The 24,113-nt window shown below is 65.0% G+C and carries 20 protein-coding genes and 2 tRNA genes; 11 read left to right on the top strand and 11 right to left on the bottom strand.

Annotated features, from left to right (window positions below; translation table 11 throughout):
- Nucleotides 1-2: 2 nt before the first annotated feature.
- The 9 genes from AC07PE_RS22345 to AC07PE_RS22385 form a co-directional block, all read right to left on the bottom strand.
- Nucleotides 3-76 (bottom strand) — tRNA-Asp (locus tag AC07PE_RS22345).
- Nucleotides 77-124: 48 nt separating this feature from the next.
- The gene (locus AC07PE_RS22350; protein WP_498768605.1) at nucleotides 125-397 is read right to left on the bottom strand and encodes an HU family DNA-binding protein; all 273 of its coding nucleotides are present in this window, start codon (nucleotides 395-397) and stop codon (nucleotides 125-127) included.
- A 167-nt stretch (nucleotides 398-564) separates the two neighbouring features.
- Nucleotides 565-2,973 carry an endopeptidase La gene (gene lon / locus AC07PE_RS22355; RefSeq protein ID WP_498768607.1) on the bottom strand — a complete coding sequence of 803 codons (2,409 nt, stop codon included), beginning with the start codon at nucleotides 2,971-2,973 and terminating at the stop codon, nucleotides 565-567.
- 260 nt (nucleotides 2,974-3,233) lie between these two features.
- Nucleotides 3,234-4,502, bottom strand: a complete 1,269-nt coding sequence (gene clpX, locus AC07PE_RS22360) for an ATP-dependent Clp protease ATP-binding subunit ClpX (RefSeq protein ID WP_498768609.1) — start codon at nucleotides 4,500-4,502, stop codon at nucleotides 3,234-3,236.
- 148 nt (nucleotides 4,503-4,650) lie between these two features.
- The gene (clpP, locus tag AC07PE_RS22365; RefSeq protein ID WP_197416444.1) at nucleotides 4,651-5,268 is read right to left on the bottom strand and encodes an ATP-dependent Clp endopeptidase proteolytic subunit ClpP; all 618 of its coding nucleotides are present in this window, start codon (nucleotides 5,266-5,268) and stop codon (nucleotides 4,651-4,653) included.
- A gap of 96 nt (nucleotides 5,269-5,364) precedes the next feature.
- A complete protein-coding gene (tig, locus tag AC07PE_RS22370) occupies nucleotides 5,365-6,705 on the bottom strand; it encodes a trigger factor (RefSeq protein WP_498768611.1) in 1,341 nt (446 codons plus the stop codon).
- 31 nt (nucleotides 6,706-6,736) lie between these two features.
- Nucleotides 6,737-6,823 (bottom strand) — tRNA-Leu (locus tag AC07PE_RS22375).
- A gap of 168 nt (nucleotides 6,824-6,991) precedes the next feature.
- On the bottom strand, nucleotides 6,992-10,078 hold the full coding sequence (locus tag AC07PE_RS22380) for an efflux RND transporter permease subunit (RefSeq protein WP_498768613.1): 3,087 nt from the start codon (nucleotides 10,076-10,078) through the stop codon (nucleotides 6,992-6,994).
- A complete protein-coding gene (locus tag AC07PE_RS22385) occupies nucleotides 10,075-11,217 on the bottom strand; it encodes an efflux RND transporter periplasmic adaptor subunit (RefSeq protein ID WP_498768615.1) in 1,143 nt (380 codons plus the stop codon). The genes AC07PE_RS22380 and AC07PE_RS22385 overlap by 4 nt, the downstream gene beginning before the upstream one ends.
- Before the next feature lie 113 nt (nucleotides 11,218-11,330).
- On the opposite strand from AC07PE_RS22385, the gene hpnC reads away from it, so the two are divergent.
- The 6 genes from hpnC (at nucleotide 11,331) to AC07PE_RS22415 (ending at nucleotide 16,286) form a co-directional block, all read left to right on the top strand.
- Entirely contained in the window at nucleotides 11,331-12,140 is an 810-nt protein-coding gene (gene hpnC, locus AC07PE_RS22390) for a squalene synthase HpnC (protein WP_498768617.1), read from the top strand.
- Between the two features lie 39 nt (nucleotides 12,141-12,179).
- A complete protein-coding gene (gene hpnD, locus AC07PE_RS22395; RefSeq protein WP_498768619.1) occupies nucleotides 12,180-13,013 on the top strand; it encodes a presqualene diphosphate synthase HpnD in 834 nt (277 codons plus the stop codon).
- Nucleotides 13,006-14,355, top strand: a complete 1,350-nt coding sequence (gene hpnE / locus AC07PE_RS22400; protein ID WP_498768621.1) for a hydroxysqualene dehydroxylase HpnE — start codon at nucleotides 13,006-13,008, stop codon at nucleotides 14,353-14,355. Before hpnD ends, hpnE begins: the two co-directional genes overlap by 8 nt.
- Nucleotides 14,356-14,483: 128 nt before the next feature.
- Entirely contained in the window at nucleotides 14,484-14,621 is a 138-nt protein-coding gene (locus AC07PE_RS22405; RefSeq protein WP_498768623.1) for a hypothetical protein, read from the top strand.
- Nucleotides 14,622-14,633: 12 nt separating this feature from the next.
- The gene (locus tag AC07PE_RS22410; protein WP_498768625.1) at nucleotides 14,634-15,467 is read left to right on the top strand and encodes a DUF1700 domain-containing protein; all 834 of its coding nucleotides are present in this window, start codon (nucleotides 14,634-14,636) and stop codon (nucleotides 15,465-15,467) included.
- A 9-nt stretch (nucleotides 15,468-15,476) separates the two neighbouring features.
- The gene (locus AC07PE_RS22415; protein ID WP_498768627.1) at nucleotides 15,477-16,286 is read left to right on the top strand and encodes a head GIN domain-containing protein; all 810 of its coding nucleotides are present in this window, start codon (nucleotides 15,477-15,479) and stop codon (nucleotides 16,284-16,286) included.
- Nucleotides 16,287-16,301: 15 nt separating this feature from the next.
- Here the strand turns inward: AC07PE_RS22415 and AC07PE_RS22420 are convergent, their stop codons facing one another.
- Nucleotides 16,302-17,552 (bottom strand): TIGR03862 family flavoprotein, encoded by a 1,251-nt coding sequence (locus tag AC07PE_RS22420; protein ID WP_498768629.1) that lies wholly within the window; start codon nucleotides 17,550-17,552, stop codon nucleotides 16,302-16,304.
- Between the two features lie 132 nt (nucleotides 17,553-17,684).
- Between AC07PE_RS22420 and AC07PE_RS22425 the strand changes: the two genes are divergently transcribed.
- Genes AC07PE_RS22425 through AC07PE_RS22435 form a run of 3 tightly spaced genes read left to right on the top strand, consistent with a single transcriptional unit; the run spans nucleotide 17,685 to nucleotide 19,248 of the window.
- Nucleotides 17,685-18,071, top strand: coding sequence for a hypothetical protein (locus tag AC07PE_RS22425; protein WP_498768631.1), 387 nt, complete (start codon nucleotides 17,685-17,687; stop codon nucleotides 18,069-18,071).
- On the top strand, nucleotides 18,068-18,271 hold the full coding sequence (locus AC07PE_RS22430) for a helix-turn-helix transcriptional regulator (RefSeq protein ID WP_498768633.1): 204 nt from the start codon (nucleotides 18,068-18,070) through the stop codon (nucleotides 18,269-18,271). Before AC07PE_RS22425 ends, AC07PE_RS22430 begins: the two co-directional genes overlap by 4 nt.
- Nucleotides 18,268-19,248, top strand: a complete 981-nt coding sequence (locus tag AC07PE_RS22435) for an alpha/beta fold hydrolase (RefSeq protein WP_498768635.1) — start codon at nucleotides 18,268-18,270, stop codon at nucleotides 19,246-19,248. The genes AC07PE_RS22430 and AC07PE_RS22435 overlap by 4 nt, the downstream gene beginning before the upstream one ends.
- A 6-nt stretch (nucleotides 19,249-19,254) precedes the next feature.
- Here the strand turns inward: AC07PE_RS22435 and AC07PE_RS22440 are convergent, their stop codons facing one another.
- The gene (locus AC07PE_RS22440; RefSeq protein WP_498768637.1) at nucleotides 19,255-19,728 is read right to left on the bottom strand and encodes an Lrp/AsnC family transcriptional regulator; all 474 of its coding nucleotides are present in this window, start codon (nucleotides 19,726-19,728) and stop codon (nucleotides 19,255-19,257) included.
- Between the two features lie 135 nt (nucleotides 19,729-19,863).
- On the opposite strand from AC07PE_RS22440, the gene AC07PE_RS22445 reads away from it, so the two are divergent.
- Together AC07PE_RS22445 and AC07PE_RS22450 are read left to right on the top strand one after the other, a co-directional pair.
- Nucleotides 19,864-22,662: a TonB-dependent receptor gene (locus tag AC07PE_RS22445; protein ID WP_498768639.1), complete on the top strand. Its 2,799-nt coding sequence runs from the start codon at nucleotides 19,864-19,866 to the stop codon at nucleotides 22,660-22,662.
- A gap of 30 nt (nucleotides 22,663-22,692) precedes the next feature.
- Nucleotides 22,693-24,060 carry a M28 family peptidase gene (locus AC07PE_RS22450; protein ID WP_498768641.1) on the top strand — a complete coding sequence of 456 codons (1,368 nt, stop codon included), beginning with the start codon at nucleotides 22,693-22,695 and terminating at the stop codon, nucleotides 24,058-24,060.
- Nucleotides 24,061-24,113: the final 53 nt, after the last annotated feature.

The following is a 24,113-nucleotide window of genomic DNA, read 5'->3' on the forward strand; positions in this document are numbered from 1 at the left end:
GGCGGAGCGGACGGGGCTCGAACCCGCGACCCCCGGCGTGACAGGCCGGTATTCTAACCAACTGAACTACCGCTCCACGCAATAAGGCGACACTGCTTCACCGCGCCTCAGCGCAGCGAAGGCATTAGTTTACTGCATCTTTCAGGGCTTTACCAGCCTTAAATTTCGGGACCTTGGCTGCCTTGATCTTGATGGCTTCCTTGGTGCGCGGATCGCGGCCGGTGCGGGCAGCGCGTTCGCCGACGGTGAAGGTGCCGAAGCCGACCAGGGTCACGCTGTCGTTGTTCTTCAGGGTGGTGGTGACGGCTTCGATCATGGCGTCGAGGGCGCGCGCCGCAGAGGCTTTGGTCAGGTCCGCAGACTTCGCAATTTCTTCGATCAGTTCAGTTTTGTTCACTTCTTTCCCTCGTTAGACATTCGGCAAAAAACCGCAAGCGCGTATTAAACAGGGGCGCTATGCTTTGTGTCAAGCAACGTTGCTTCCGAGCGGCAACATTAACACGCGGCGCGCATAAAAAAACGGACGCCCCGCGGAGCGTCCGTTTCGTCAGCAGTGTAACGCGATCAGTGCTTGACCACGCCGCCCTGCCCTTCGCCCGTCGTCGCCACCGGCGATGCCGCTACCGCCGGCACGTCGACGATCGCTTCGGGCTGGCGTTCCAGCGCCACTTCCAGCACCTTCTCGATCCAGCGCACCGGCACGATCTCGAGCTTGTTCTTGACGTTGTCCGGGATCTCGGCCAGGTCCTTCACGTTCTGCTCGGGGATCAGCACGGTCTTGATGCCGCCGCGCTGCGCCGCCAGCAGTTTCTCTTTCAGGCCGCCGATCGGCAGGACTTCGCCACGCAGCGTGATCTCGCCGGTCATCGCCACGTCGGCGCGAACCGGGATACCGGTGAACACCGACACCAGCGCGGTGGTCAGGCCGATACCGGCGGACGGACCGTCCTTCGGCGTCGCACCTTCCGGCAAGTGGATGTGGATGTCGGATTTCTCGAACACCTCGTTCTTGATGCCGAGGCGATTTGCACGCGAACGCACCACGGTGCGGGCCGCTTCGATCGATTCCTTCATCACATCGCCCAGCGTACCGGTGCGGATCACGGCGCCCTTGCCCGGCACCTGGACGGCTTCGATGGTCAGCAGATCGCCGCCCACCTCGGTCCATGCCAGACCGGCCACCTGGCCCACCTGGTTTTCCTTCTCGGCCACGCCGAAGTCGAAGCGGCGCACACCCAGGAACTTGTCCAGGTTCTTGCCGTTCACGATCACGCGCTTGCCATCCTTCTTCAGCAGCAGCATCTTGACGACCTTGCGGCAGATCTTCGAGATTTCGCGCTCGAGCGAACGCACGCCCGCTTCACGGGTGTAGTAGCGGATGATGTCGCGGATCGCCGATTCCTCGACCTTGATCTCTTCTTCCTTCAGGCCGTTGTTCTTGACCTGCTTCGGCATCAGGTAACGCTGCGCGATGCTGGTCTTCTCGTCCTCGGTGTAACCCGACAGGCGGATCACTTCCATCCGGTCCAGCAGCGCCGGCGGGATGTTGAAGGAGTTCGAGGTCGCCACGAACATCACGTCCGACAGGTCGAAGTCGACTTCGACGTAGTGGTCGCTGAAGGTATGGTTCTGCGCCGGGTCCAGCACCTCGAGCAGGGCCGAGGACGGGTCGCCGCGGAAGTCCGCGCCCATCTTGTCGATCTCGTCGAGCAGGAACAGCGGATTGCGCACGCCGACTTTCGACAGCGACTGCAGCACCTTGCCCGGCATCGAGCCGATGTAGGTACGGCGGTGACCGCGGATCTCGGCTTCGTCGCGCACGCCGCCGAGCGCCATGCGCACGTACTTGCGGCCGGTCGCACGGGCGATCGACTCGCCCAGCGAGGTCTTACCCACGCCCGGAGGACCGACGAAGCACAGGATCGGCGCCTTCAGCTTGTCGACGCGTTGCTGGACTGCGAGGTACTCGAGGATGCGTTCCTTGATCTTGTCGAGGCCGTAGTGGTCGGACTCCAGCACCTGCTGGGCCTTTTCCAGGTCGATCGTGACCTTGGATTTCTTCTTCCACGGCAGGCCGACCAGGGTGTCGATGTAATTGCGCACGACGGTGGCTTCGGCCGACATCGGCGACATCATCTTCAGCTTCTTGATCTCGGCCTGGGCCTTTTCCATGGCCTCCTTCGGCATCTTGGCGGCGATCACCTTCTTCTCGAGCTCTTCGATGTCGGCGCCGTCTTCGCCTTCGCCCAGTTCCTTCTGGATGGCCTTGACCTGCTCGTTCAGGTAGTACTCGCGCTGCGACTTTTCCATCTGGCGCTTGACGCGGCCGCGGATGCGCTTTTCCACCTGCAGGATGTCGAGTTCGCCTTCCAGCTGGCCGAGCAGATGCTCCAGGCGCTTGGAGACGTTGAAGATCTCGAGGATGACCTGCTTCTGCTCGAGCTTGAGCGGCAGGTGGGCGGCAACGGTGTCGGCCAGGCGGCCGGCGTCGTCGATGCCGGCCAGCGAAGCCAGGATCTCGGGCGGGATTTTCTTGTTCAGTTTGACGTACTGGTCGAACTGCTGGACGATCGCGCGGCGCATGGCCTCGACTTCCGAATCGTCGCCGGTTTCCGAATTGATCGGGGTCAAATCAGCGACGAAATGGCTGGGCGCGTCGGTGATGTGATCGATACGGGCACGCTGCGCGCCTTCGACCAGCACCTTCACGGTACCGTCGGGCAGCTTCAGCATTTGCAGAATATTGGCCACGCAGCCGATCTCGTAGATGTCTGCGGCGGACGGTTCGTCCTTGGCAGCCGCCTTTTGGGCAGCGAGCATGATGCTCTTACCCTGTTCCATCGCGGCTTCGAGCGCCTTGATCGATTTCGGGCGGCCGACGAACAGAGGTATCACCATATGCGGAAACACGACCACGTCGCGCAGAGGCAGCAGCGGCAAGGTCATCTGTTCAGTAAATTTAGTAGTCGTCATGGCATACCTTATAAAAAGCGTGTTGACGATGTTGGGAGTCCACCGTCAATTCACAAGAGCGGCCGAAAAATAATTTTCTATCGCAACAGTTATTAAACACAGCCGTTCTGACAAAAGCGCCTTATTAAAATAAAAAAGCCACTGCGCGACATTTGTCACGAGTGGCTTTCCGTTTGAAGCCGTGGTCTTTTGTTGAGATAAATTGTACCGCCAAGAATCAGCGTTTCAAGACCTTTTGTTGTGTGTGCGCGAGGAAATTTTTAATTTTCCCCTGCTGCTTTCGGCGATTCGCTGTAAATCAGTAAAGGTTTCGCACCATTCGTGATCGTATTTTCATCAATTACGACTTTTACGACGTTTTGCTGGCTTGGCAATTCATACATCACGTCCAGCAGCGCGTGTTCCAGGATCGAACGCAGGCCGCGGGCGCCGGTCTTGCGCGCCAGTGCCTTCTTGGCAATCGCGTGCAATGCCGCCGGGCGGATTTCGAGTTCCGCGCCTTCCATGTCCAGCAGTTTCGAGTACTGCTTGATCAGCGCGTTCTTCGGCTCGACCAGGATCTGGATCAGCGCTTCCTCGGTCAGTTCGCTCAGGGTGGCGACGACCGGCAGGCGGCCCACCAGTTCCGGGATCAGGCCGAACTTGACCAGGTCTTCCGGTTCCGCTTCCATCAGCACGTCGGAAACCGAGCGCGAAGTCTGGCTCTTGACGGTGGCGCCGAAGCCGATGCCCGACTTTTCCGAGCGGTTCTGGATGATCTTGTCGAGGCCGTCGAAGGCGCCGCCGCAGATGAACAGGATGTTGGTCGTGTCGATCTGGACGAAATCCTGGTTCGGATGCTTGCGCCCGCCCTGCGGCGGCACGGAAGCCATGGTGCCTTCGATCAGCTTCAGCAGCGCCTGCTGCACGCCCTCGCCCGAGACGTCGCGGGTGATCGAGGGGTTGTCGGACTTGCGCGAAATCTTGTCGATCTCGTCAATGTAGACGATGCCGCGCTGGGCCTTCTCGACTTCGTAATTGCAGCTCTGCAGCAGCTTCTGGATGATGTTCTCGACGTCCTCGCCCACGTAGCCGGCTTCGGTCAGCGTGGTGGCGTCGGCGATGACGAAGGGTACGTTCAGGGTGCGCGCCAGGGTCTGGGCCAGCAGGGTCTTGCCGGAACCGGTCGGGCCCACCAGCAGGATATTGCTCTTGGACAGCTCGATGTCGTCCTTCTTGCCCAGGTGCTTGAGGCGCTTGTAGTGGTTGTACACCGCCACGGACAGGATGCGCTTGGCAGTCTGCTGGCCGATCACATACTGGTCGAGCAGTTCGGCGATCTCGTGCGGGGTCGGCAGGTCGGACTTGGCGCCGGCCACCGATTCCACATTGGAGGTCTCGTCGCGGATGATGTCGTTGCACAGATCGATGCACTCGTCGCAGATGAAGACCGACGGTCCCGCGATGAGCTTCTTCACCTCGTGCTGGCTCTTGCCGCAGAAGGAGCAGTACAGGAGTTTTTCACCGCTGGAGGATTTTTTGTCAGACATGGGGCAAGTTTCTGTTGAATTGCTATGAATATAACGCTAATACGGGGGCGCAACAAGTGCGCACGTCTCCATGCTACCCGAAATAAAAAAAGAACGCCCGATCCGCTGTTGCGCTCGGGCGTCTTTCAGCAACACCTTATATGGGTGCTTATGCGCGATTGGTCAAGACCCGGTCAATGAGTCCGTATTCCACGGCTTCTTCGCTCGACATGAAGCGGTCGCGGTCGGTGTCCTTGTGGATCTGCTCGATCGTCTGGCCGGTGTTGTCGGCCATGATGCGCGCCAGGCGCTCGCGCAGGTACAGGATCTCCTTGGCCTGGATTTCGATGTCCGAAGCCATGCCCTGCGAACCGCCGGACGGCTGGTGAATCATGACGCGCGAGTTCGGCAGCGAGAAACGCTTGCCCTTGGCGCCTGCCGCCAGCAGGAAGGCGCCCATCGAGGCCGCCAGACCCGTGCACAGGGTCGACACGTCCGGTTTGATGAAGTTCATCGTGTCGAAGATCGCCAGACCGGCCGATACCGAACCACCCGGCGAGTTGATGTAGAGCGAAATATCCTTGTCGGGATTTTCGCTTTCCAGGAACAGCAGCTGGGCCACGATGAGGTTGGCCATCTGGTCGTTGACAGGACCGACCAGGAAGATCACGCGCTCTTTGAGCAGGCGCGAGTAGATGTCGTAGGCGCGCTCGCCGCGGCCGCTCTGCTCGATCACCATCGGCACCAGGCCGAGGGCTTGGGTATCCAACGCAGGATTACGATTCATACCTGTCACTTTCCTTAAAGAAGATGTTCAGAGACGCCAACCGGCGCACGATGGCGCCGGTTGACTAGGCTCAACGCCTCAAGCTTACACCGAAGCTCAGGCCTGCGGCGCGCTGCCCATCAGTTCGTCAAAGGCGATGTCCTTGGCCGTCACCTTTGCCTTGCCAAGCACATAGTTAACGACGTTTTCTTCCAATACAAGAGCTTCGATCTCGCCCAGGCGACGACGATCGCTATAGTAGTACTTCAGGACTTCTTTCGGGTCTTCGTAGCTTTGCGCGAAGTCTTCGATCTGCGCTTTCACCTGTTCCTGGGTAGCCTGCAGCTTGTTGTCTTCGACCAGCTGCGACAGGATCAGGCCCAGGCGCACGCGGCGCTCGGCCTTGGTGGCGAACAGGTCGGCCGGGAACGGCAGGCTCTTCACGTCCATGCCGCGCTGGGCCATGTCCTGGCGGGTCTGCTCGGCCAGGCGCTGCGAATCCTGCTCGATCATGACCTTCGGCACGTCCATCTCGGTGTTCTTCACCAGGGCTTCCATCACGGCTTCCTTGTTGCGGGCCTTGATGCGGGCGTTGACTTCACGCTCCAGGTTGACCTTGATGTCTTCGCGCATTTTCTCGACGCTGCCGTCTTCGATGCCCAGCGACTTGGCGAATTCGCCGTCGACTTCCGGCATGTGCGCCCATTCCAGCTTCTTCAGGGTGATGGTGAACTCGGCGGTTTTACCGGCGACGTCCTTGCCGTGGTAATCCTCCGGGAAGGCCAGCGGGAAGGTCTTGCTCTCGCCGACTTTCAGGCCGATGGTGGCGGCTTCGAATTCCGGCAGCATGCGGCCTTCGCCCAGCACGAAAGCGTAGTCGTCGGCCTTGCCGCCGGCGAATTCGACGCCGTCGATGACGCCGACGAAGTCGACGGTCACGCGGTCGCCGTTGGCGGCCACGGCTTCGCCGCCGTCGCCGTGCTCGCCTGCCTCACCCTTGGTGTGGAAGTGCACGCGCTGCTTGCGCAGGATGTCGATGGTCTTGTCGATTTCGGCGTCCGAGACGTCGGCCTTGACGGTTTCGACTTCGATGCCGGCCAGGTCAGGCAGGCTCACTTCCGGGTAGACTTCGAAAGTGGCGTCGAAGGCCAGCATGCCTTCCGGGGCATCTTCCTTCGGCTCGATTTTCGGCATGCCGGCAACGCGCAGCTGGTTTTCTTCGGCAGCCTGGCCGAAAGCCTGGCCAACCTTGTCGTTCAGCACATCAGATTCGATCTGATAGCCGTACTGTGCCGCAACCATTTTCAGGGGAACTTTGCCCGGACGGAAGCCCGGAGCACGCGCGGTCTTGGCCTGCACCTTGAGGCGCTTTTCAACTTCCGTACGTACGTCGCTCAGCGGAAAAGTAAGAGTCAAGCGACGCTCGAGTTTACCCAGGTTTTCGACTGCAGTTGCCATTGTAAAAATCGTCCAAAAAAATAATTATTCGTGGTGCGAGGAGGGGGACTCGAACCCCCACACCATTGCTGGCGTCAGGACCTAAACCTGGTGCGTCTACCAATTTCGCCATCCTCGCGCAGGATTGCATTCTTGCCGCAAAAACAAAGGGCGCCCGTGAGAGAAACCGGCCGCCCTGCACTCCACTGTTTAGGGGCTACAACTTCAACCAGTTATTTTACTGGATTTTCTGACACCATTGGGGTTTTTTGAAACGTGCGCAATGGATGAGTTAATTGCCCGCATTTCATAGCGGCTTTTTGACCCTGAACCAGGCCGCATACAATGCCGGCAGGAACAGCAGCGTCAGCGCCGTCGCCACCATCAGGCCGCCCATGATCGCCACCGCCATCGGGCCCCAGAATACCGAGCGCGACAAGGGAATCATCGCCAGCGCCGCCGCCGCCGCCGTCAGCAGGATCGGACGGCAACGCCGCACCGCGCTTTCGACGATCGCATCCCAGGCCGGGCGACCTTCCGCGATCTCCTTCTCGATCTGGTCGACCAGGATCACGGAATTACGGATGATCATGCCGAACAGCGCGATCACGCCCAGATTGGCGACGAAGCCGAAGGGACGGCCGAGCAGCAGCAGCGCCATCGCGGCGCCGGCCACGCCCAGCGGCCCGGTCAGGAACACCAGCAGCGCGCGCGAGAAGCTGTGCAGCTGCAGCATCAGCAGGGTGAACACGATGAACAGCACCAGCGGCACGTTGGCCGAGATCGAGGCTTCCGCCTGCGAACTGTCGGCGGCGGCGCCTTCCAGCTTGATGCGGTAGCCGGCCGGCAGCTTCGCGCGCAGCGCGTCGAGCTTCTCGCCCACCTGGGCGGACACGGTCGGCCCTTGGATGCCCTCGACCACGTCCGACTGGACCATGATGGCCCACTCGCGCCCTTCGCGCCAGACCACGCCCGGCTCCCACACGAAGCCGATGCGCGCCAGCTGCGACAGCGGGACCGGCTTGCCGGACGGCGTCGCGATGTTGGTGTTCGCCAGCACCGACATGGTCGAGCGCTCCTCGAGCGGCTGGCGCACGGCGATGTCGATCAGGCGGTTACTTTCGCGGAACTGGCCGATGGTGGTCCCCGACAGCACGGTGGCGATGGTGCGCCTGACAGCCTGGCTGGTCACGCCCAGCGCGCGCAGCTTGTCCTGGTCGAGGTCCAGGCGCAGCACTTTGACGGACTCGTTCCAGTTGTCGTTGACGCCGACCGCATTCGGATTCGCGCGCAGCACGTCCTTGACCTGGTCGGCCACGCCGCGCACCACGGCGATGTCCGGGCCCGACACCTGGAACTGTACCGGGTAAGGCACCGGCGGCCCGTTCGGCAGCAGCTTCACGCGCCCGCGCACTTCCGGATACTCGTTCTTCAACACCGCCTCGATCTTGCGCATCAGCGCTTCGCGCACGTGCGTATCCTTGGGCAGCACTACCATCTGCGAGACGTTCGACTGCGGGAAGATCTGGTCCAGCGGCAGGTAGAAACGCGGGCTGCCGGTGCCGACATAGCTGGTCACGCTCTCCAGCTCCGGCTGGCGGCGGACCCAGGTCTCGAACTTCTTGACCAGCGCCTCGTTGGCGCTGAAGCTGGTCCCTTCCGGCAGCCACATCTCGACCATCAGCTCGGGACGGCTGGAATCCGGGAAGAACTGCTTTTCGATGAACTTGAAGCCGAATACGCCCAGGCCGAACACCGCCAGCGACAGCGCGATGGTCGTCATGCGGTAGGTCACGCACCAGTTGACGACGCGGCGGAAGCGCGTATAGCCCGGCGTATCGAAGACGTCATGGCCGCCATGTTCGCCCACCGGATGCGGCTGCACCTTCAGCAGGACGAAGCCGATATACGGCGTGAAGCTGACCGCCACCACCCAGGACACCACCAGCGCGATCGCATTCACCGAAAACATCGTGAAGGTGTATTCGCCGGCCGCCGATTTCGCCAGGCCGATCGGCAGGAAGCCCGCCGCGGTAATCAATGTACCGGTCAGCATCGGGAAGGCGGTCGAGGTATAGGCAAAGGTCGCCGCCTCGAAGCGCGACATGCCCTCCTCCATCTTCCGCACCATCATTTCGACGGCGATGATGGCGTCGTCCACCAGCAGGCCGAGGGCGATGATCAGCGCGCCCAGCGATATCTTGTGCAGCGAGATGTCGAAAATGTGCATGAAGAGGAAGGTGATCGCCAGCACCAGCGGAATGGTCAGCGCCACCACCAGGCCCGGGCGCACGTCGATGCGCCAGCGCGGCTTGCTGTGCAGGCCCAGCGCCAGGAAGGACACGACCAGCACGATCACCACCGCTTCGGCCAGGGTGTGAATGAACTCGCTGACGGACGCCGTGACGGCCGCCGGCTGGTTCGATACCCTTTCCAGCTCGATGCCGACCGGGAGCTGGGCGCGGATGCGCGCCACGGTCTGCTCCAGGCCCTTGCCGAGCTGGATGATGTTCCCGCCCTTCTCCATCGACACGCCCAGGCCGATCACCTCCTTGCCGTTGAAGCGCATCTTCTCGGACGGCGGGTCTTCATAGGCGCGCTGCACGGTGGCGAAGTCGCCGAGGCGGAAGGTCGTGCTGCCCGCACGCAGGCTGAGGTTTTCCAGCTGCTGGATCGTCTTCAGGGCGCCGCTCACCCGCACCTGCAGGTTCTCGTTCGGCGTCACCAGCACGCCGGCCGACTCCACCCCGTTCTGGGTCGCGATCTGGTTGACGATGGCCTCGAAAGGCACGCCCAGCTGCGCGAACTTCTGCTGCGAGAACAGGATGTTGATCTTTTCCTGCTGCACGCCGAACTGCTCGACCTTGGCCACCAGCGGCACGTTCAGCAGCTGCTGGCGCACGAAGTCGGCGTAGTCGCGCATCTCGGCATAGGTGAAGCCGTCGCCGGACAGCGCGAAGATCGAGCCGTAGGTGTCGCCGAATTCGTCGTTGAAGAAGGGCCCGATGACGCCCTGCGGTAAGGTGCCGGCGATGTCGCCGATCTTCTTGCGCACCTGGTACCAGGTCGGCGGCACGTCCTTGGGCGGCGTCGATTCCCTCAGCTGGAGGATGATGGTGGTCTCGCCCGGCTTGGAAAAGCTGCGGATCTTGTCGATGTACGGCGTTTCCTGCAGCTTGCGCTCGAGCGGGTCGGTGACCTGCTGGGCCATCTGCACGGCGGTGGCGCCCGGCCACTTCGCGACCAGGACCATGGCGCGGAAGGTAAACGGCGGATCTTCGTCCTGGCCCAGCTGCTGGTAGCTGAAGATACCGGCAAGCAGGAGGACGGCGATCAGGTAGCGAGTCAGCGGGATGTTTTCCAGCGCCCAGCGCGACAGGTTGAAACCCTTCATTTACCGACTCCACCGACTGCTTCGGTTTCGGCGTCGCCGCGGCGCGCCACGTCGGCGGTCAGGATCTTCACCTTCTGGCCGTTCTTCAGCAGGTTGACGCCGGCCGTCACGATGGTCTGGCCGGGACGCACGCCGCCGGTCAGCAGCACGTCGTTGCCGGCCACGCCGCCCACCTGCACCGGCTGCAGCTTGACGGCGTTATTCTCGATCACCCACACGCTGCTGCCGCCCTTGTTCTGCACCAGTGCGGACAGCGGCGCGCGCAGCTGGGCGCCGGCCGCGTCAAAGCTCTTGTGAACGATGTCGACCACCGCGGTCATCCCCAGGCGCACGTCTTCGCTGGCCGGGATCGAGACCTTCACGGTATAGGTGCGGGTGGCGGGATCGGCCACCGGCGAGACCTCGCGGATCTTGCCGACGATGCCGCGGTTCGGATCGGCCCACAGGCGCACCTTTACTTCGGCCGCATGGCGGAGCTCGTCGACCTGGTCTTCGGGCACCCCGATCACCACCTCCTTCTCGTCGGTGCGGGCGACCCGCACCACCGGCGTGCCGGCCTGCACCACCTGGCCGACTTCGGCGTCGATGCCGGTCACCACGCCGTCGGTGTCGGACACCAGGCTGGCATAGCCGGTCTGGTTGGCCTGCTCGTTGAGCTGGGCGCGCGCCGCCTCGACGCTCGACTGGCTGGAACGGGCCGCCGCCACCTTCTGGTCGAGCACTGCCTGGCTGACGAAGTTCTGCGAGCGCAGGTCCTGGTAGCGCTTCAACTCGGCGCGCGCCAGGTCGGCATTGGTCTGGGCCGCACGCAGGCTGGCCTGGGCCTGGGCCTGGCCGAGGCGCAAGTCCTGGGGATCGAGCTGCATCAGCAAAGTCCCTTTCGACACGCTGCTGCCGACGTCGACCTTGCGCGCACTGATCTTGCCGCCCACCCGGAAACCGAGGCGCGATTCGTAGCGCGGACGGACGTCGCCGGAGAATTCGGTGCGGGCGGCGGCGCCACCGGCAGCGAGGGTCAGGGCCCGCACCGGGCGTACGTCCTCGGGCGGCGGTGCGTCCTTCGAGCAGGCAGCGAGCAGGGATAGCGTCAGGGCCGCGGCAAGGAGCTTGCGCGGGAACGGGATGCGGGGTACTTGCACGGTGATGTCCTCTCGGAGGTGCTGCAGTGACGGCAGTAATGTTCTTTTAAGAAAGCCCAGCAATTATAATCATGCAAACACAGCCAGTAAATGACGTTAGAGTCAGTTTTCCAATGCCCGTCGATCACTACGAGAACTTCCCCGTCGCCTCGATCCTGCTGCCGCGCCGCCTGGTGCCGGCGGTCGAGGCGATCTACGCCTTCGCGCGCAGCGCCGACGATATCGCCGACGAGGGCGACGCCCTGCCCGCCGAGCGCTTCGAAGCCTTGCAAGCCTACGACGCCGCATTGGACGCGATCGAGGCCGGCCAGACCCTACCGGAGCCGATGTTCGCACGCCTCGCCGGCGCCCTGCGCCGCCACGCCCTGCCCGTGCAGCCGCTGCGCGACCTGCTGAGCGCCTTCCGCCAGGACGTGGTCACCACCCGTTACCCCGACTATGCGAGCCTGCTGGATTACTGCCGCCGCTCCGCCAATCCGGTCGGACGCCTGATGCTGGGCCTCTACGGCACCGCCGACGACACCAGCCTGCGCGAATCCGACGCCGTCTGCTCGGCACTCCAGCTGATCAACTTCTGGCAGGACGTCGGCGTCGACATCGGCAAGGGCCGCATCTATCTGCCGCAGGAAGACCTGGCGCGCTTCGGCGTGAGCGAGGACGACATCGCTCAGGCCCGCAGCGGACCTGCCTGGCGCGCGCTGATGCGCTTCGAGGTGGAACGTGCGCGCAGCCTGATGCTGGAAGGCGCGCCGCTGGCCGTCCGCCTGCCGGGACGCATCGGCTGGGAGCTGCGACTGGTCGTGCAGGGCGGCCTGCGGATCCTCGAAGCCATCGAGCGCGCGGACTACGACGTGTTCCGGCGCCGCCCCCAGCTCAAGCGCCTGGACTGGCCAGTCCTGCTGTGGCGCGCAGCCAGGATGTAAAATAGCTGACTTGCATCACGCACCAAGACCTTTTTATTTATGTCTCCCGACGACTACTGCCAACAAAAGACCGTCCAGAGCGGCTCCAGCTTCTATTACAGCTTCCTGTTCCTGCCGCCGGAGCGGCGCCGGGCGATCACGGCGCTGTATGCCTTCTGCCGCGAGGTCGACGACACCGTCGACGAGACCAGCGATCAATCGGTGGCGCGCATCAAACTGGCCTGGTGGCGCACCGAGCTCGCCGCGATGTACAAGGGTGCGCCGACCCACCCGGTGACCCAGGCCCTGCAGCCTCACCTTGCCGCCTACAATCTGCAGGAACAGCACCTGCAGGCGATCGTCGACGGCATGGAGATGGACCTGGACCAGTCGCGCTACCTGGATTACCCCGGCCTGCGCAAATACTGCTGGCACGTGGCGGGTGTGGTCGGCATCCTGTCGGCCAGCATCTTCGGCGCCAGCAATCCGCAGACCCTGGAGTACGCCGAAAAGCTGGGCCTCGCATTCCAGCTGACGAACATCATCCGCGACGTCGGCGACGATGCGCGCAAGGGCCGCATCTACCTGCCGGTCAACGAGCTCCAGCAGTTCAACGTGACCGCGGCCGACATCCTGAATTTCCGCCACAGCGACAAGTTCGAGGCGCTGATGAAGTTCCAGGCCGACCGCGCCCGCGCCGTCTACGACGAGGCCTTCGCCCTGCTGCCGAAGGAAGACCGGCGCGCCCAGCGTCCCGGCCTGATGATGGCGGCGATCTACCGCACCGTGCTCGAGGAAATCGAGCGCGACGACTTCAAGGTCCTGAACCAGCGCATCTCCCTCACGCCGCTGCGCAAGCTATGGCTGGCGTGGAAGACGTATATCCGTGGCTAAGCAGCCCCGCAATATCGCGGTGGTCGGCGGCGGCTGGGCGGGTTGCGCCACGGCCGTCGAACTGGCGGCCAAGGGCGTGCGGGTGACACTGTTCGAAGCGGCCCGCACGCTGGGCGGCCGCGCGCGCGCCGTGCAGGCGAAGGAAGCCCTGCTCGACAATGGCCAGCACATCATGCTGGGCGCCTATGCCGAGACGCTGGCGCTGCTGCGGCGCGTCGGCGTGAGTGAAGCCGACGCCCTTTTGCGCCTGCCGCTGCAGATGCGCTATCCGCCTGGCAGCGCGCTTGACGGTACGCCCTTGATGGACTTCGTCGCCCCGCCGCTGCCGGCGCCGCTGCACATGCTGGTCGCCCTGCTGCGCGCCCAGGGGCTCGAACGCGAAGACAAACTGGCGCTGGCGCGCTTTTCCACCTCCGCGCGCTGGATGAAGTGGGGTCTCGATACCGATTGCAGCGTGGCCGAACTGCTGGCGCGCTTCGACCAGACGCCGCGCCTGACCCGCCTGATGTGGCGCCCGCTCTGCCTGGCGGCGCTGAACACGCCGCCCGAACGCGCCTCCGCAAATGTCTTCCTGGCGGTGCTACGCGACAGCCTGGGCGCGAAACGAAAAGCCTCCGACATGCTGCTGCCGCGCGTGCTGCTGGACGCCCTGTTCCCGGAAGCGGCACGCCGCTTCGTCGAAGAGCGCGGCGGCCAGGTGCGTTGCGGCGCGCGCGTCGACGGCATCGTGCAACAGGACGCCGGCTGGCGGGTCGCCACCGGCGCCGACGCCGGCGACTTCGACGCGGTAGTGCTGGCGACGCCGGCCTGGCAGAGCGCCTCGTTGCTGCGGCCGCTGGACGGGACCGAGGCGCTGACGGCGCAGCTGGATGCCTTTGCCTACGAGCCGATTTCCACGGTCTACCTGCAGTATGAAGCCGGCATGCGCCTCCCGCTGCCCTTCTGCGCCCTGCTCGACGACCCGGTCCATGGCGCCTGGGGCCAGTTCGTGTTCGACCGCAGTCAGCTCGACTCCGCCCAGGACGGCTTGCTGGCGGTGGTCATCAGCGCCGCCATCGACGCCGCCAGCCTCGGGCAGGACGAGCTGGCCCGGCTTGTGGCCGCCCAGCTGGCGGCCGCGTTCCGGCAGCCGGGCCTTGCCCAGCCGCGCTGGAGCCGCGTATTGACGGAAAAGCGCGCCACCTTCGCCTGCACCCCGGGCCTGGTGCGCCCCGCGAATGCCACCGCGCTGGCGGGTCTGTTCCTGGCCGGCGACTACACGGCCGGCGACTATCCGGCGACTCTGGAAATGGCGGTGCGCAGCGGGGTCGCGGCCGCCCGCCTGGCCGTGCGCGCAGGATGAGGACCCTCGGCCATCGGCCCCTGGCGCAGCCTGCCCCGCGAAATCCGCAGTTTGTCGCACGTGCGTGGCGTCATACGGGCGGGACGCGTACAGTAGCATCATCGAAACAAGTGTTATCGGATTTGCAAATGAACAGCCTCCTGGCCCTGCGTACCCTGCTCCTGCTCGCCTTCGTGGTCGCCGCGACGGCAGTGCTGATGCATCACGGCCTCGACGCCGCCGGCGATCCGGCCGCCAACGCCATGCTGATGTTTGCGCGGAACTGAGTGGGGCAGCCGATGGGAAAGCTGGACTACCTCGAGCAGCTCAAGCGCGCCATGCTGGGCCTGCCGCCCGACGTGCAGGCCAAGACGCTGGGCTACTATGAGCAGCGCTTCGTCGACGGCGTCAACGCCGGGCGCAGCGAGCAAGACGTGGCGCAGGAACTCGACGACCCGAAAAAGATCGCGATGACCCTGCGCGCCAACAGCTACAGTGCGCAGCTGGGCGGCGCCTTCGGCGCGCAGCCCGCCACCGCGGGCGGACCGCAGGCGGCGGCGCCCCAGTTCAACGTCTCCGAAAAGCGCAATCCGGCGCAAGTACTGCGGGTGCTGGTCTCGGGCGCCGGCCTGGCCATCTTCAACCTCTTCATGATCGTGCCGGCAATGGTGTTTTCCGCCCTGCTGTTCGGGCTCTATGCGGCGGCGCTGGCCTTCTACCTGAGCGGCATCGCCATCACCGCCAGCGGCCTGGCCGGCAACAGCGAGCTGCTGCTCGACCTCCCGACCCGCTACGTGCAGATCGACGCCGACGATCCCGCTGCCCGCCAGATCCGGGTGCAGATCGACGATACCGGCATCCACGTGCACGAGGAAGGCGACGAGCCGAATGCCGGCGACGAACCGCGCCCGGCCTCCCGCCTGCGCCGCAGCGCCGAACTCGTGGCCGGCAACACGCTGCACATCACGACCGACATGGACGCCGATTCACGCACCACCCAGACCCTTTTCGGCTTCGGCATGGTGCTGGGCGGGATCGCGATGTTCCTGCTGTCGCTGGTGGTGACGCGCTACACGGCGCTCGGCATCAAGCGCTACGTCCAGATGAATTTTTCCCTGCTCAAGGGACACTGAGAGGGAAACATGCGCGCATTGTTCAAAGTCGGATTCAGCCTGCTGGTACTGGCGCTGCTGCTGATCGGCGCCTCCTACAGCATGCTGCGGGCCCAGGGTACCAGCGGCGCCGCCAGCCCCGGCAGCCGCCTGGTCGCCAGCGAAAAGCGCACCCTCGGCGCCAGCGTCAGCGAGGTCGAACTGAGCGGCCCCATCAACCTGACCCTGCGCCAGGGCAGCGCCGCCTCGCTGGAAGTGCGCGGCGAGCAGCGCCTGCTGGCCAACGTCGACACCACGGTGGAGGGCGACACCCTGCACATCGGCCCGCGCGGCATCCTGCTGCGCCACCGCCAGCCAATCGAAGTCACGCTGGTCCTGCCGACCCTGGAACGCCTGCACATCGGCGGCAGCGGCCAGCACAGCGTCAGCGGCTTCTCCGGCGACAGCATCGATGTCAAGGTGGACGGCTCCGCCGGCCTGCGCTTCCATGGCCGCTACCGCGACATCGACGCCGCGCTGCACGGCACCGGCGAGGTCGAACTCACCGGCGGCAATGCCGAGCGCGTGAGCGCCGAGGTCCAGGGTTCCGGCCACATGACCCTGGTCGGCGGCGCGCGCGAACTGCATGCCGAAATCGCCGGCTCGGGCGAACTCGATGCCCGCCATCTGCGCGCCGAGCAGGTCGAGCTGACCCACCAGGGCTCGGGCACCAGCGCGGTCTACGCCAGCAAGCGCGTGCAGGTCGAGATGACCGGCAGCGGTAATGTCACCATCTACGGTAACCCGGATAACCGCGCCGTCAGCCGAAACGGAAGCGGCAGCGTCAGCTTCCAGGACTGAGAGCGCCCTGGCGCTCTAGCGGGATAGCCACTCCAGCGCGCCCTGCCCGGCGGCGCGCCCGCTGCCGAAGCAGGCAGTGAGCAGATAGCCGCCGGTCGGCGCTTCCCAATCCACCATCTCGCCCGCCACGAACACGCCGGGCAATGCGCGCAGCATGCCGGCGCCGCCCTCCACGGACGCGAACTTCACCCCGCCGCCGCTGCTGATCGCCTCAATGATCGGGCGCGGGCGCAGCAGGGTCACCGGCAGCGCCTTGATGGCATGCGCCAGCCTGGCCGGGTCCGCGTACTCCTCTTTGCTCAGGGCTTCGTGCAGCAGGCCCGATTTCACGCCCTTGATCCCGAGCCGGCTTTGCAGGTGGCTGGACATCGAGCGCGCGCCGCGCGGGCGCATCACCTCTTCCAGCACCCGCTGGGCGTCATGGTCGGGCAGCAGGTCGATCCAGACAGTCGCCCGCCCGTCATGCAGGATGCGGTCGCGGATCGGCGCGGACAGCGCGTACACCAGGCTGCCCTCGATACCGGTGGCGGTGACCACGAACTGGCCCTTGCGCCAGATGCGCTGGCCGTCCAGATCTTCGACCGCCAGCCCGACCGTGGTCAGCGGCGCGCCGGCGTGGCGGCTGCTGAAATGCTCGCTCCAGGCGGCGTCGAAGCCGCAGTTCATCGGGACCAGCGGCGCCACGTCCACTCCGCGCTCGGCCAGCAGCGGAACCCAGGCGCCGTCGGAACCCAGGCGCGCCCAGCTCGCGCCGCCCAGCGCCAGCACCACGGCGTCGGCCGATTCCAGGCGCTCGCCGTCCGGCGTCGAAAACAGCAGCCGGCCGTCGCGCCAGCCCAACCAGCGGTGGCGCATGTGGAAGCGCACGCCGCGTTCGCGCAAACGGTGCAGCCAGGCGCGCAGCAAGGGCGCCGCCTTCATATCGGTCGGGAACACGCGGCCCGAGCTGCCGATGAAGGTATCGATGCCGAGGCCATGGATCCATTCGCGCACCTGCTGGGGCGTGAAGCCGTCCAGCCAGGGCTGGACCTGCTCGCGACGCTTGCCAAAGCGGCCGGCGAAGGCGTCGATCTCCTCCGAGTGCGTGATGTTCATGCCGCCCTTGCCGGCCAACAGAAACTTGCGTCCGACGGAGGGCATGGCGTCGTACAGGTCGACCTGCACGCCGCCGGCGGACAGCACTTCGGCCGCCATCAGGCCGGCGGGCCCGCCGCCGATGACGATGGCGCGGCGATCAGAAAGTCGCGATTCAGGGATGGAGCTCATGGGCCGGCATTGTAGTCGATGTGGGTGTTCAAAAATATATGTAAAGGGAGCTTGACATACGAAAAAAGGCGAACTAGGATGTCAAGCATGCTTTACATGTTAAGTGAACTTTACATCAGTGGAGATATCCAAATGCACGAGAAACGTATCGCCCGAGCTTATTTCATCGAGCTGATGACCTCGGTCGTGGTCTACACGATCCTGCTGGCCGCGGCAATCCGCTACGGCCGCCCGATGCAGGAAGGCGTCCTGCGCACCGCCATCCTGGTCAGCCCGATGATCGGCTTCGCCATGATGATTCGCACCGTGGTCCGCCACGTCGCGCGGATCGACGAATACCAGCGCATACGCATGCTGGAAAACCTCTCCATCGCCACCGCCATGACCGGCGCCGTCACCTTCACCTACGGCTTCATGGAGACCGCCGGCTTTCCCAAGCTGTCCATGTTCTACGTATGGATCGTCCTGGGCCTGAGCCTGGCCGCCGTGAACCTCTACCGGAAAGTGGCCGACCGATGAAAAACCTCATCCGCGAACTGCGCGCCGCGCAAGGCTGGAGCCAGGCCCACCTGGCCGACCTGCTGAGCGTCTCGCGCCAGACCGTGATCGCCATCGAGACCGGGCGCTACGACCCCAGCCTGCCCTTGGCATTCACGATTTCGAAACTCTTTGCACAACCGATCGAAGCAATCTTCTTCCCAGACCAGGAGCCAGCATGAAACTCTTCACCTGCAAGAAACCGTTCGCACTCTTCCCAGTCGTCGTCGGCGTCCTCGTGGCCATGCTGTCCTCCAGCCAGGGCCATGCGGCCGAGACCAGCGCGCCGCCCGCCAACCGCTTCGCCGCCTCCATCGCTCCCGCCGAGCGCTTCGAGATCGACGGCGTGCTGGTCGAACAGCATGGCAAAGCGGGCAGCAAGGGACGCCCGCTGATCCTGATCCCGGGCCTGGCCAGCGGCGGCTGGGTATGGAACGAGACTGTGCGCGCCTTCAGCGCCGATCATCCGGTCTACGTGCTGACCCTGCCCGGCTTCGACGGCCGCCCGGCTGCCGGCGCCACGCCTTTCGCGACGGCCCAGGCGGCGGTGAACAAGCTGATCGCCCAGCGCCGGCTGAACAAACCCGTGATCGTCGGCCACAGCCTGGGGGCGACCATGGCGGTCGCGCTGGCAGAGGAAGCGCCGGCCTCCATCGGCGGCGTGGTCGCGATCGACGGCTTGCCGGTCTTTCCGGGAACCGAAAACATGGAAGCGGCCCGGCGCAAGGCCATGGCGGACGGCATGAAGGCGCGCATGGCGAGCGCCGACGCGCAAACCTTCGCGGCCCAGCAGCAGGGCTATATGCGGGCAATCGGCGTGGTCGACATGAGCAAGGCCGACGACCTGGCGAAGCTCACCGGCCGCAGCGACCCGGCATCGACCGCCCAATACATGGCGGACGACCTCCTGCTCGACCTGCGCCCCGGCCTGAAGAACATCCAGGCGCCGGTGCTGCTGATCGCGCCCTGGTTCGATCTCGACAACAGCGTGCAGGGCCAGACCATCACCCGGGACATCAAGCTCGATTACTACCGAAGCCTGATGGCGGGCACGCCGAAACTCGAGGTGATCGCCATCGCCCCGGCGCGCCACTTCGCGATGATCGACCAGCCGCAGGCGGTCAACGACGCGATCCGCAAGTATCTCGCGGGGCTGTAAAAACCATTATCCCGGCATCGGGACGATGCCGGGGGCCTTCACCTCCCGCATCACGAACGAGGTGTACACCTCCTTCACGCTCGGCAGCCCGTTGATGCGGGTCTCGGCGAACACGCCATAGGCCTGCAGGTCCTCCGCCACCACCATGAGCTGGTAATCGTAGCGCCCCGAGATGCGGTGGCAGGACAGCACCTGCGGGATCGCCTGGGCCGCGCGCTCGAAAGCCTGCAGGTGGCGGGTGTCCTTCTTGTCCAGCGAGATGTGGACAAAGGCCGTCACCTGGTAGCCCAGCTTGGCCGGGTCGACCCTAGCCTGGTAGGCGCGGATGACCCCTTCCTCTTCAAGCCGCTTGACGCGCCGCCAGCATGGCGAGGTCGACAGCGATACGCGCTCCGCCAGGTCGGCGCTCGAGAGCCGCGCATTCCCCTGCAGCTCTTCCAGGATACGGCGGTCGACGCGGTCGAGTTGAGGCATGTTCATTGCGATATGGCTCTCCAGGCGAAACGTTCATTGCGCCGAATGGCGGCGGAACCGGTCAACTATAGCAAATCTTGCCGAATTGTAAGCTCTATATTTTTTGGGTCCTTCACATAAATACAACAGGAGCCCAAGAGCATGATCCGTTCCCCCCTCCGTCTCAAACCCTCCGTCCTGCTGATCGGCGCCGCCCTCGCGCCAGCCTTCTGGGCGCCCATCCACGCCCAGGAGCAGGACGCCGACGCCACCAGGAACCGCGTGGTCATCACCGGCTCCTCGATCAAGCGCATCGAAGGCGAAACCGCGCTGCCGGTGCAAGTGCTCAAGCGCGCCGACATCGAGCGCATCGGCGCCACCTCGACCGAGGAACTGGTCAAGCAACTGAGCTCGCTCAGCAGCGCCGGCAGCTCGACCACGGTGGCGAATGCCTCCGGCTACGGCGGCGGCAACATCGCCACCGTGTCGCTGCGCGGCTTGGGCGGCGGCCGCACACTGGTGCTGGTCAATGGCCGGCGCGTGTCCGTGTATGGCGGCGGCTCGGCCGGTTCGGCCGGCTCCTCGGTGGACGTGAACAGCATCCCGCTGTCGGCCATCGAACGGGTCGAGGTGCTGAAGGACGGCGCCTCGGCGGTCTACGGCAGCGACGCCATCGCCGGCGCCGTCAACTTCATCCTGCGCCGCGACTATAAAGGCGTCGAGGTCTCCGGCAGCTACGGCCAGCCGTACAAAGGCAGCTCGGGCAAGGACAGCAAGGCGACCCTGTTCGGCGGCATCGGCGATTATGCGGTCGACGGCTACAACCTCACCGCCGGCCTGAATTTGCAGACCACGGACGCCATCTACGGCTACGAGCGTGCCTTCGCCAGCCGCCTGAACGTCGCACAGAACAACGACTACCTGTCCTCGATCGCCTTCCCGGCCAACGTCTCGATGTACGGCACCGGCGTGTTGAAGAATCCGGTGCTGCCGAACTGCGGGCCGGTGTCGACCGTGTCGCCGTTCGCGCCGACCCGCTGCAGCTTCGACAACAGCCCCTCGGTCTCGCTGCAGCCGGACATGCGGCGCGCCAACCTGATGCTCAACGGCCGCAAGAAGCTCGACGGCGACGCCGAGCTGTATTTCGAGGGCGGCTACACTCGCAACGAGATCACCTCGCAGACCCAGGCCGTGCCGATGGCTTACAACGCCATCACCACCGCCACCAATCCCTACGTCCCGGCCTACAAGGCGCTGATGGCCCAGTATCCGGGCACGGCCAAGTACAACGTCGGCATCGGCGGCTTCGTGCTGGTCCCGTCCAGCCCCTACTATCCGAAGGACTTCGCCGCCGCCAACGGCCTGACCGGCCTGCCGCTGCTGCTGAACTACCGCGACGTCGCCAACGGCGTGCGCAGTACCAAGGACACCTCGGAGAACTCGCGCTTGCTGGCCGGCGCCCGCGGCAGCCTGGCAGGCTGGGACCTCGATTCCGCCTTCCTGTTCAGCCAGAGCAAGGTCAAGGAAGACCTGCTGGGCGGCTATGCCCAGTATTCGAAGGTGCTGCCCATCCTGAACAGCGGGGTGATCAACCCGTTCGGCGACACCCTGGATGCGGCCGCGCTGGCCGCGGTGCGCGGCGCCGAATTCCGCGGCACCAGCTACGACACCAGAACCTCGACCACCTCGGTCGATGCCAAGGCGTCGCGCGAGCTGTTCCAGCTGCCTACGGGGATGCTGGCGGTGGCCGTCGGCGCCGAACTACGCCGCGAGAAGTTCGAGTACAACCCCTCGGTGGCGATCCAGACCGGCGACATCGCGGGCCTGGGCGGCAACGCCTTCCCGGTGGTCGGCCAGCGCAACGTCAGCTCGGCGTACGCAGAAGCCAGCATCCCGATCGTCAAGACGCTGGACGGCGACGTCGCCGTGCGCTACGACCGTTACCAGGGCGTGGGCTCGACCGTGAATCCGAAAGCCTCGCTGCGCTGGCAGCCGAGCGCCTCCTGGCTGGTGCGCACCGCCGCCGGCACCGGCTTCCGCGCACCCTCGCTGACCGACCTGTACACGCCGCAGGCCACCAGCGTGACCGCCAACGGTACCCGCGACCCGATCCGCTGCCCGAACATCGCCACCGGCACGCCGGGCGACTGCAACTTCCAGTTCACCACCATCACTGGCGGCAACCCGAACCTGAAGCCGGAAAAATCGGTGTCCTACACCTTCGGCGTGATGTTCGAGCCAACCCGCGACCTCTCGCTCAGCCTCGATGCCTTCAGCCTGCAACTGAAGGATGCGATCGTGGTCGGCGGACTCTCGTCGACCTACTTCCTGGCGAATGCCGACCGCGCCAGGCAGTACGCTGCCTTCATCTTGCGCGGGGCGCCGGACGGCAACGCCAGCGGCGTGGGACCGATCACCGGCATCGTCCAGACCAACGCCAACCTGTTCCGCACCAAGGTGGCCGGGGTCGACGTCGACGGCCGCTACGCACTGCGTCTGGACGGCGCCAACCGCGTGAACTTCCGCGTGTCGGGCACCTACCTCGGCAAGTACGACGTGCAGGGTCCGGACGGCACCTACACCTCCTCGCTCGACCAGGCCCTGAACGCCTCCGGCGGCGTGGTGCTGCGCTGGAAGCACAATGCCAGCGCCACCTGGCAGAACGGCCCCCTCGAGCTCAGCCTGTCGCAGAACTACCAGAAGGGCTACACCGACGTCGCCGCCAACCGCGCGCCGGCCGGCACACCGGTGCGCAAGGTCGAGGCCTACCAGACCTTCGACCTGCAGCTCGGCTACAACGGCATCAAGTCGACCCGCCTGGCCTTCGGCATCAAGAACCTGACCGACCGCGACCCGCCCTACACCAACCTGACCTCGAACTTCCTGGGCGGCTACGACGTGAGCTACGGCGATCCGCGCGGCCGCTACGCGTACGCGAGCGCGACCTACGTCTGGAAGTGATATATGCTTTTGTCTTTACCTAGGAGTCTTATGCTTCGTCTCACCAAGCTTTCGGTGGCCCTGCTGCTTGCCGGCGCCGCTTCCGCCCACGCCGCCGAACCGGCCGAACGCCCGCTGCCGGCCCGCCAGGCCGAGATCGACGCCATCGTCAAGGAGATCTCGCCGCTGCGCATCCAGGCCTATGTGAATAAACTGGTCGGCTTCGGCACCCGCCACACGATGTCGGACACCACGTCCGAGACGCGCGGCATCGGCGCGGCGCGGCGATGGATCAAGTCGGAGATGGAGCGCTGCGGCGCCGGCCGCCTGGAGGTGCGCTTCGACGGCCACCTGCACCCGGTCGACAACCGCATCGACAAGCCGACCGAGATCGTCAACGTGGTCGCGACCCTGCCGGGCACGCAGGCGGCATCGAAGGACCGCCTCTACGTGGTCAGCGGCCACTACGACTCGCGCGTCACCGACGTGATGAACGCCACGGCCGACGCGCCGGGCGCCAACGACGACGCCTCCGGCACTGCGGCCGTGATCGAGATGGCCTGCGTGATGGCGCGCCACAAGTTCGACGCCACCCTGGTCTTCATGACGGTGGCGGCCGAGGAGCAAGGCCTGTACGGCGCCGGCGACTTCGCGAAGAAGGCCAAGGCGAACAAGCTGAATATCGCCGGCATGCTGAACAACGACATCATCGGCAGTTCGCACGACGAAAAAGGCAAGCTGGATAACGCCCACGTGCGCCTGTTCGCCGAAGGCGTGCCGCCGCTGAAGGAAGCGCCCTCGCCCGAACTGCGCACCCTGCTGGTCACCGGCGGCGAGAACGATTCGATCACGCGCCAGCTGGCCCGCCACGTCAAGGAAACCGGCGAGCGCTACGTCCCCGGCTTCAAGGTCGACATCATCTACCGGCGCGACCGCTACCTGCGCGGCGGCGACCACAGCCCCTTCCTGGACGCCGGCTATGCGGCGGTGCGCTTCACGGAGCCGAACGAGGACTTCAAGCACCAGCACCAGGACCTGCGTACCGAGAACGGCGTCAAGATCGGCGACCTGCCGGAGTTCGTCGACCCCGAGTACGTGGCCCAGGTGGCGCGCGTGAACGCGGCCTCGCTGGCCTCGCTGGCGCTGGCGCCGGCCGCGCCGCAGGAAGTGAAGGTCAAGACCGCGGCCCTCGACAACGGCACCGACCTGGTATGGAAGGCAAATACGGAACCCGACCTGGCCGGCTACCGCGTGGTCTGGCGCGAAACCACCTCGCCGCTGTGGCAGGGTTCGCGCTTCGTCGGCAACGTCAGCACCGCGCGCATCGACATGTCGAAGGATAACGTGCTGTATGGCGTGCAGGCCGTGGACAAGGACGGCAACGTCAGCCCGGCCACCTACCCGCTGCCGGTGCGCTGAACGCTTCAAACCTGCGACAACTTACGCCGCGGCGCAGCATGCCGCGGCGTTTT

This window comes from Telluria sp. GW821-FHT07G12 (genome assembly GCF_059418525.1).

What these genes read in the sequence shown, in the direction of transcription:
- AC07PE_RS22425 (WP_498768631.1), top strand. Translation starts at nt 17,685, where the DNA reads ATGCACGAGAAACGTATCGCCCGAGCTTATTTCATCGAGCTGATGACC.
- clpX (WP_498768609.1), bottom strand. Translation starts at nt 4,502, where the DNA reads ATGTCTGACAAAAAATCCTCCAGCGGTGAAAAACTCCTGTACTGCTCC.
- AC07PE_RS22445 (WP_498768639.1), top strand. Translation starts at nt 19,864, where the DNA reads ATGATCCGTTCCCCCCTCCGTCTCAAACCCTCCGTCCTGCTGATCGGC.
- AC07PE_RS22435 (WP_498768635.1), top strand. Translation starts at nt 18,268, where the DNA reads ATGAAACTCTTCACCTGCAAGAAACCGTTCGCACTCTTCCCAGTCGTC.
- AC07PE_RS22450 (WP_498768641.1), top strand. Translation starts at nt 22,693, where the DNA reads ATGCTTCGTCTCACCAAGCTTTCGGTGGCCCTGCTGCTTGCCGGCGCC.
- AC07PE_RS22405 (WP_498768623.1), top strand. Translation starts at nt 14,484, where the DNA reads ATGAACAGCCTCCTGGCCCTGCGTACCCTGCTCCTGCTCGCCTTCGTG.
- AC07PE_RS22420 (WP_498768629.1), bottom strand. Translation starts at nt 17,552, where the DNA reads ATGAGCTCCATCCCTGAATCGCGACTTTCTGATCGCCGCGCCATCGTC.
- AC07PE_RS22380 (WP_498768613.1), bottom strand. Translation starts at nt 10,078, where the DNA reads ATGAAGGGTTTCAACCTGTCGCGCTGGGCGCTGGAAAACATCCCGCTG.
- AC07PE_RS22430 (WP_498768633.1), top strand. Translation starts at nt 18,068, where the DNA reads ATGAAAAACCTCATCCGCGAACTGCGCGCCGCGCAAGGCTGGAGCCAG.
- tig (WP_498768611.1), bottom strand. Translation starts at nt 6,705, where the DNA reads ATGGCAACTGCAGTCGAAAACCTGGGTAAACTCGAGCGTCGCTTGACT.
- lon (WP_498768607.1), bottom strand. Translation starts at nt 2,973, where the DNA reads ATGACGACTACTAAATTTACTGAACAGATGACCTTGCCGCTGCTGCCT.
- hpnD (WP_498768619.1), top strand. Translation starts at nt 12,180, where the DNA reads ATGTCTCCCGACGACTACTGCCAACAAAAGACCGTCCAGAGCGGCTCC.
- hpnC (WP_498768617.1), top strand. Translation starts at nt 11,331, where the DNA reads ATGCCCGTCGATCACTACGAGAACTTCCCCGTCGCCTCGATCCTGCTG.
- AC07PE_RS22415 (WP_498768627.1), top strand. Translation starts at nt 15,477, where the DNA reads ATGCGCGCATTGTTCAAAGTCGGATTCAGCCTGCTGGTACTGGCGCTG.
- clpP (WP_197416444.1), bottom strand. Translation starts at nt 5,268, where the DNA reads ATGAATCGTAATCCTGCGTTGGATACCCAAGCCCTCGGCCTGGTGCCG.
- AC07PE_RS22440 (WP_498768637.1), bottom strand. Translation starts at nt 19,728, where the DNA reads ATGAACATGCCTCAACTCGACCGCGTCGACCGCCGTATCCTGGAAGAG.
- AC07PE_RS22410 (WP_498768625.1), top strand. Translation starts at nt 14,634, where the DNA reads ATGGGAAAGCTGGACTACCTCGAGCAGCTCAAGCGCGCCATGCTGGGC.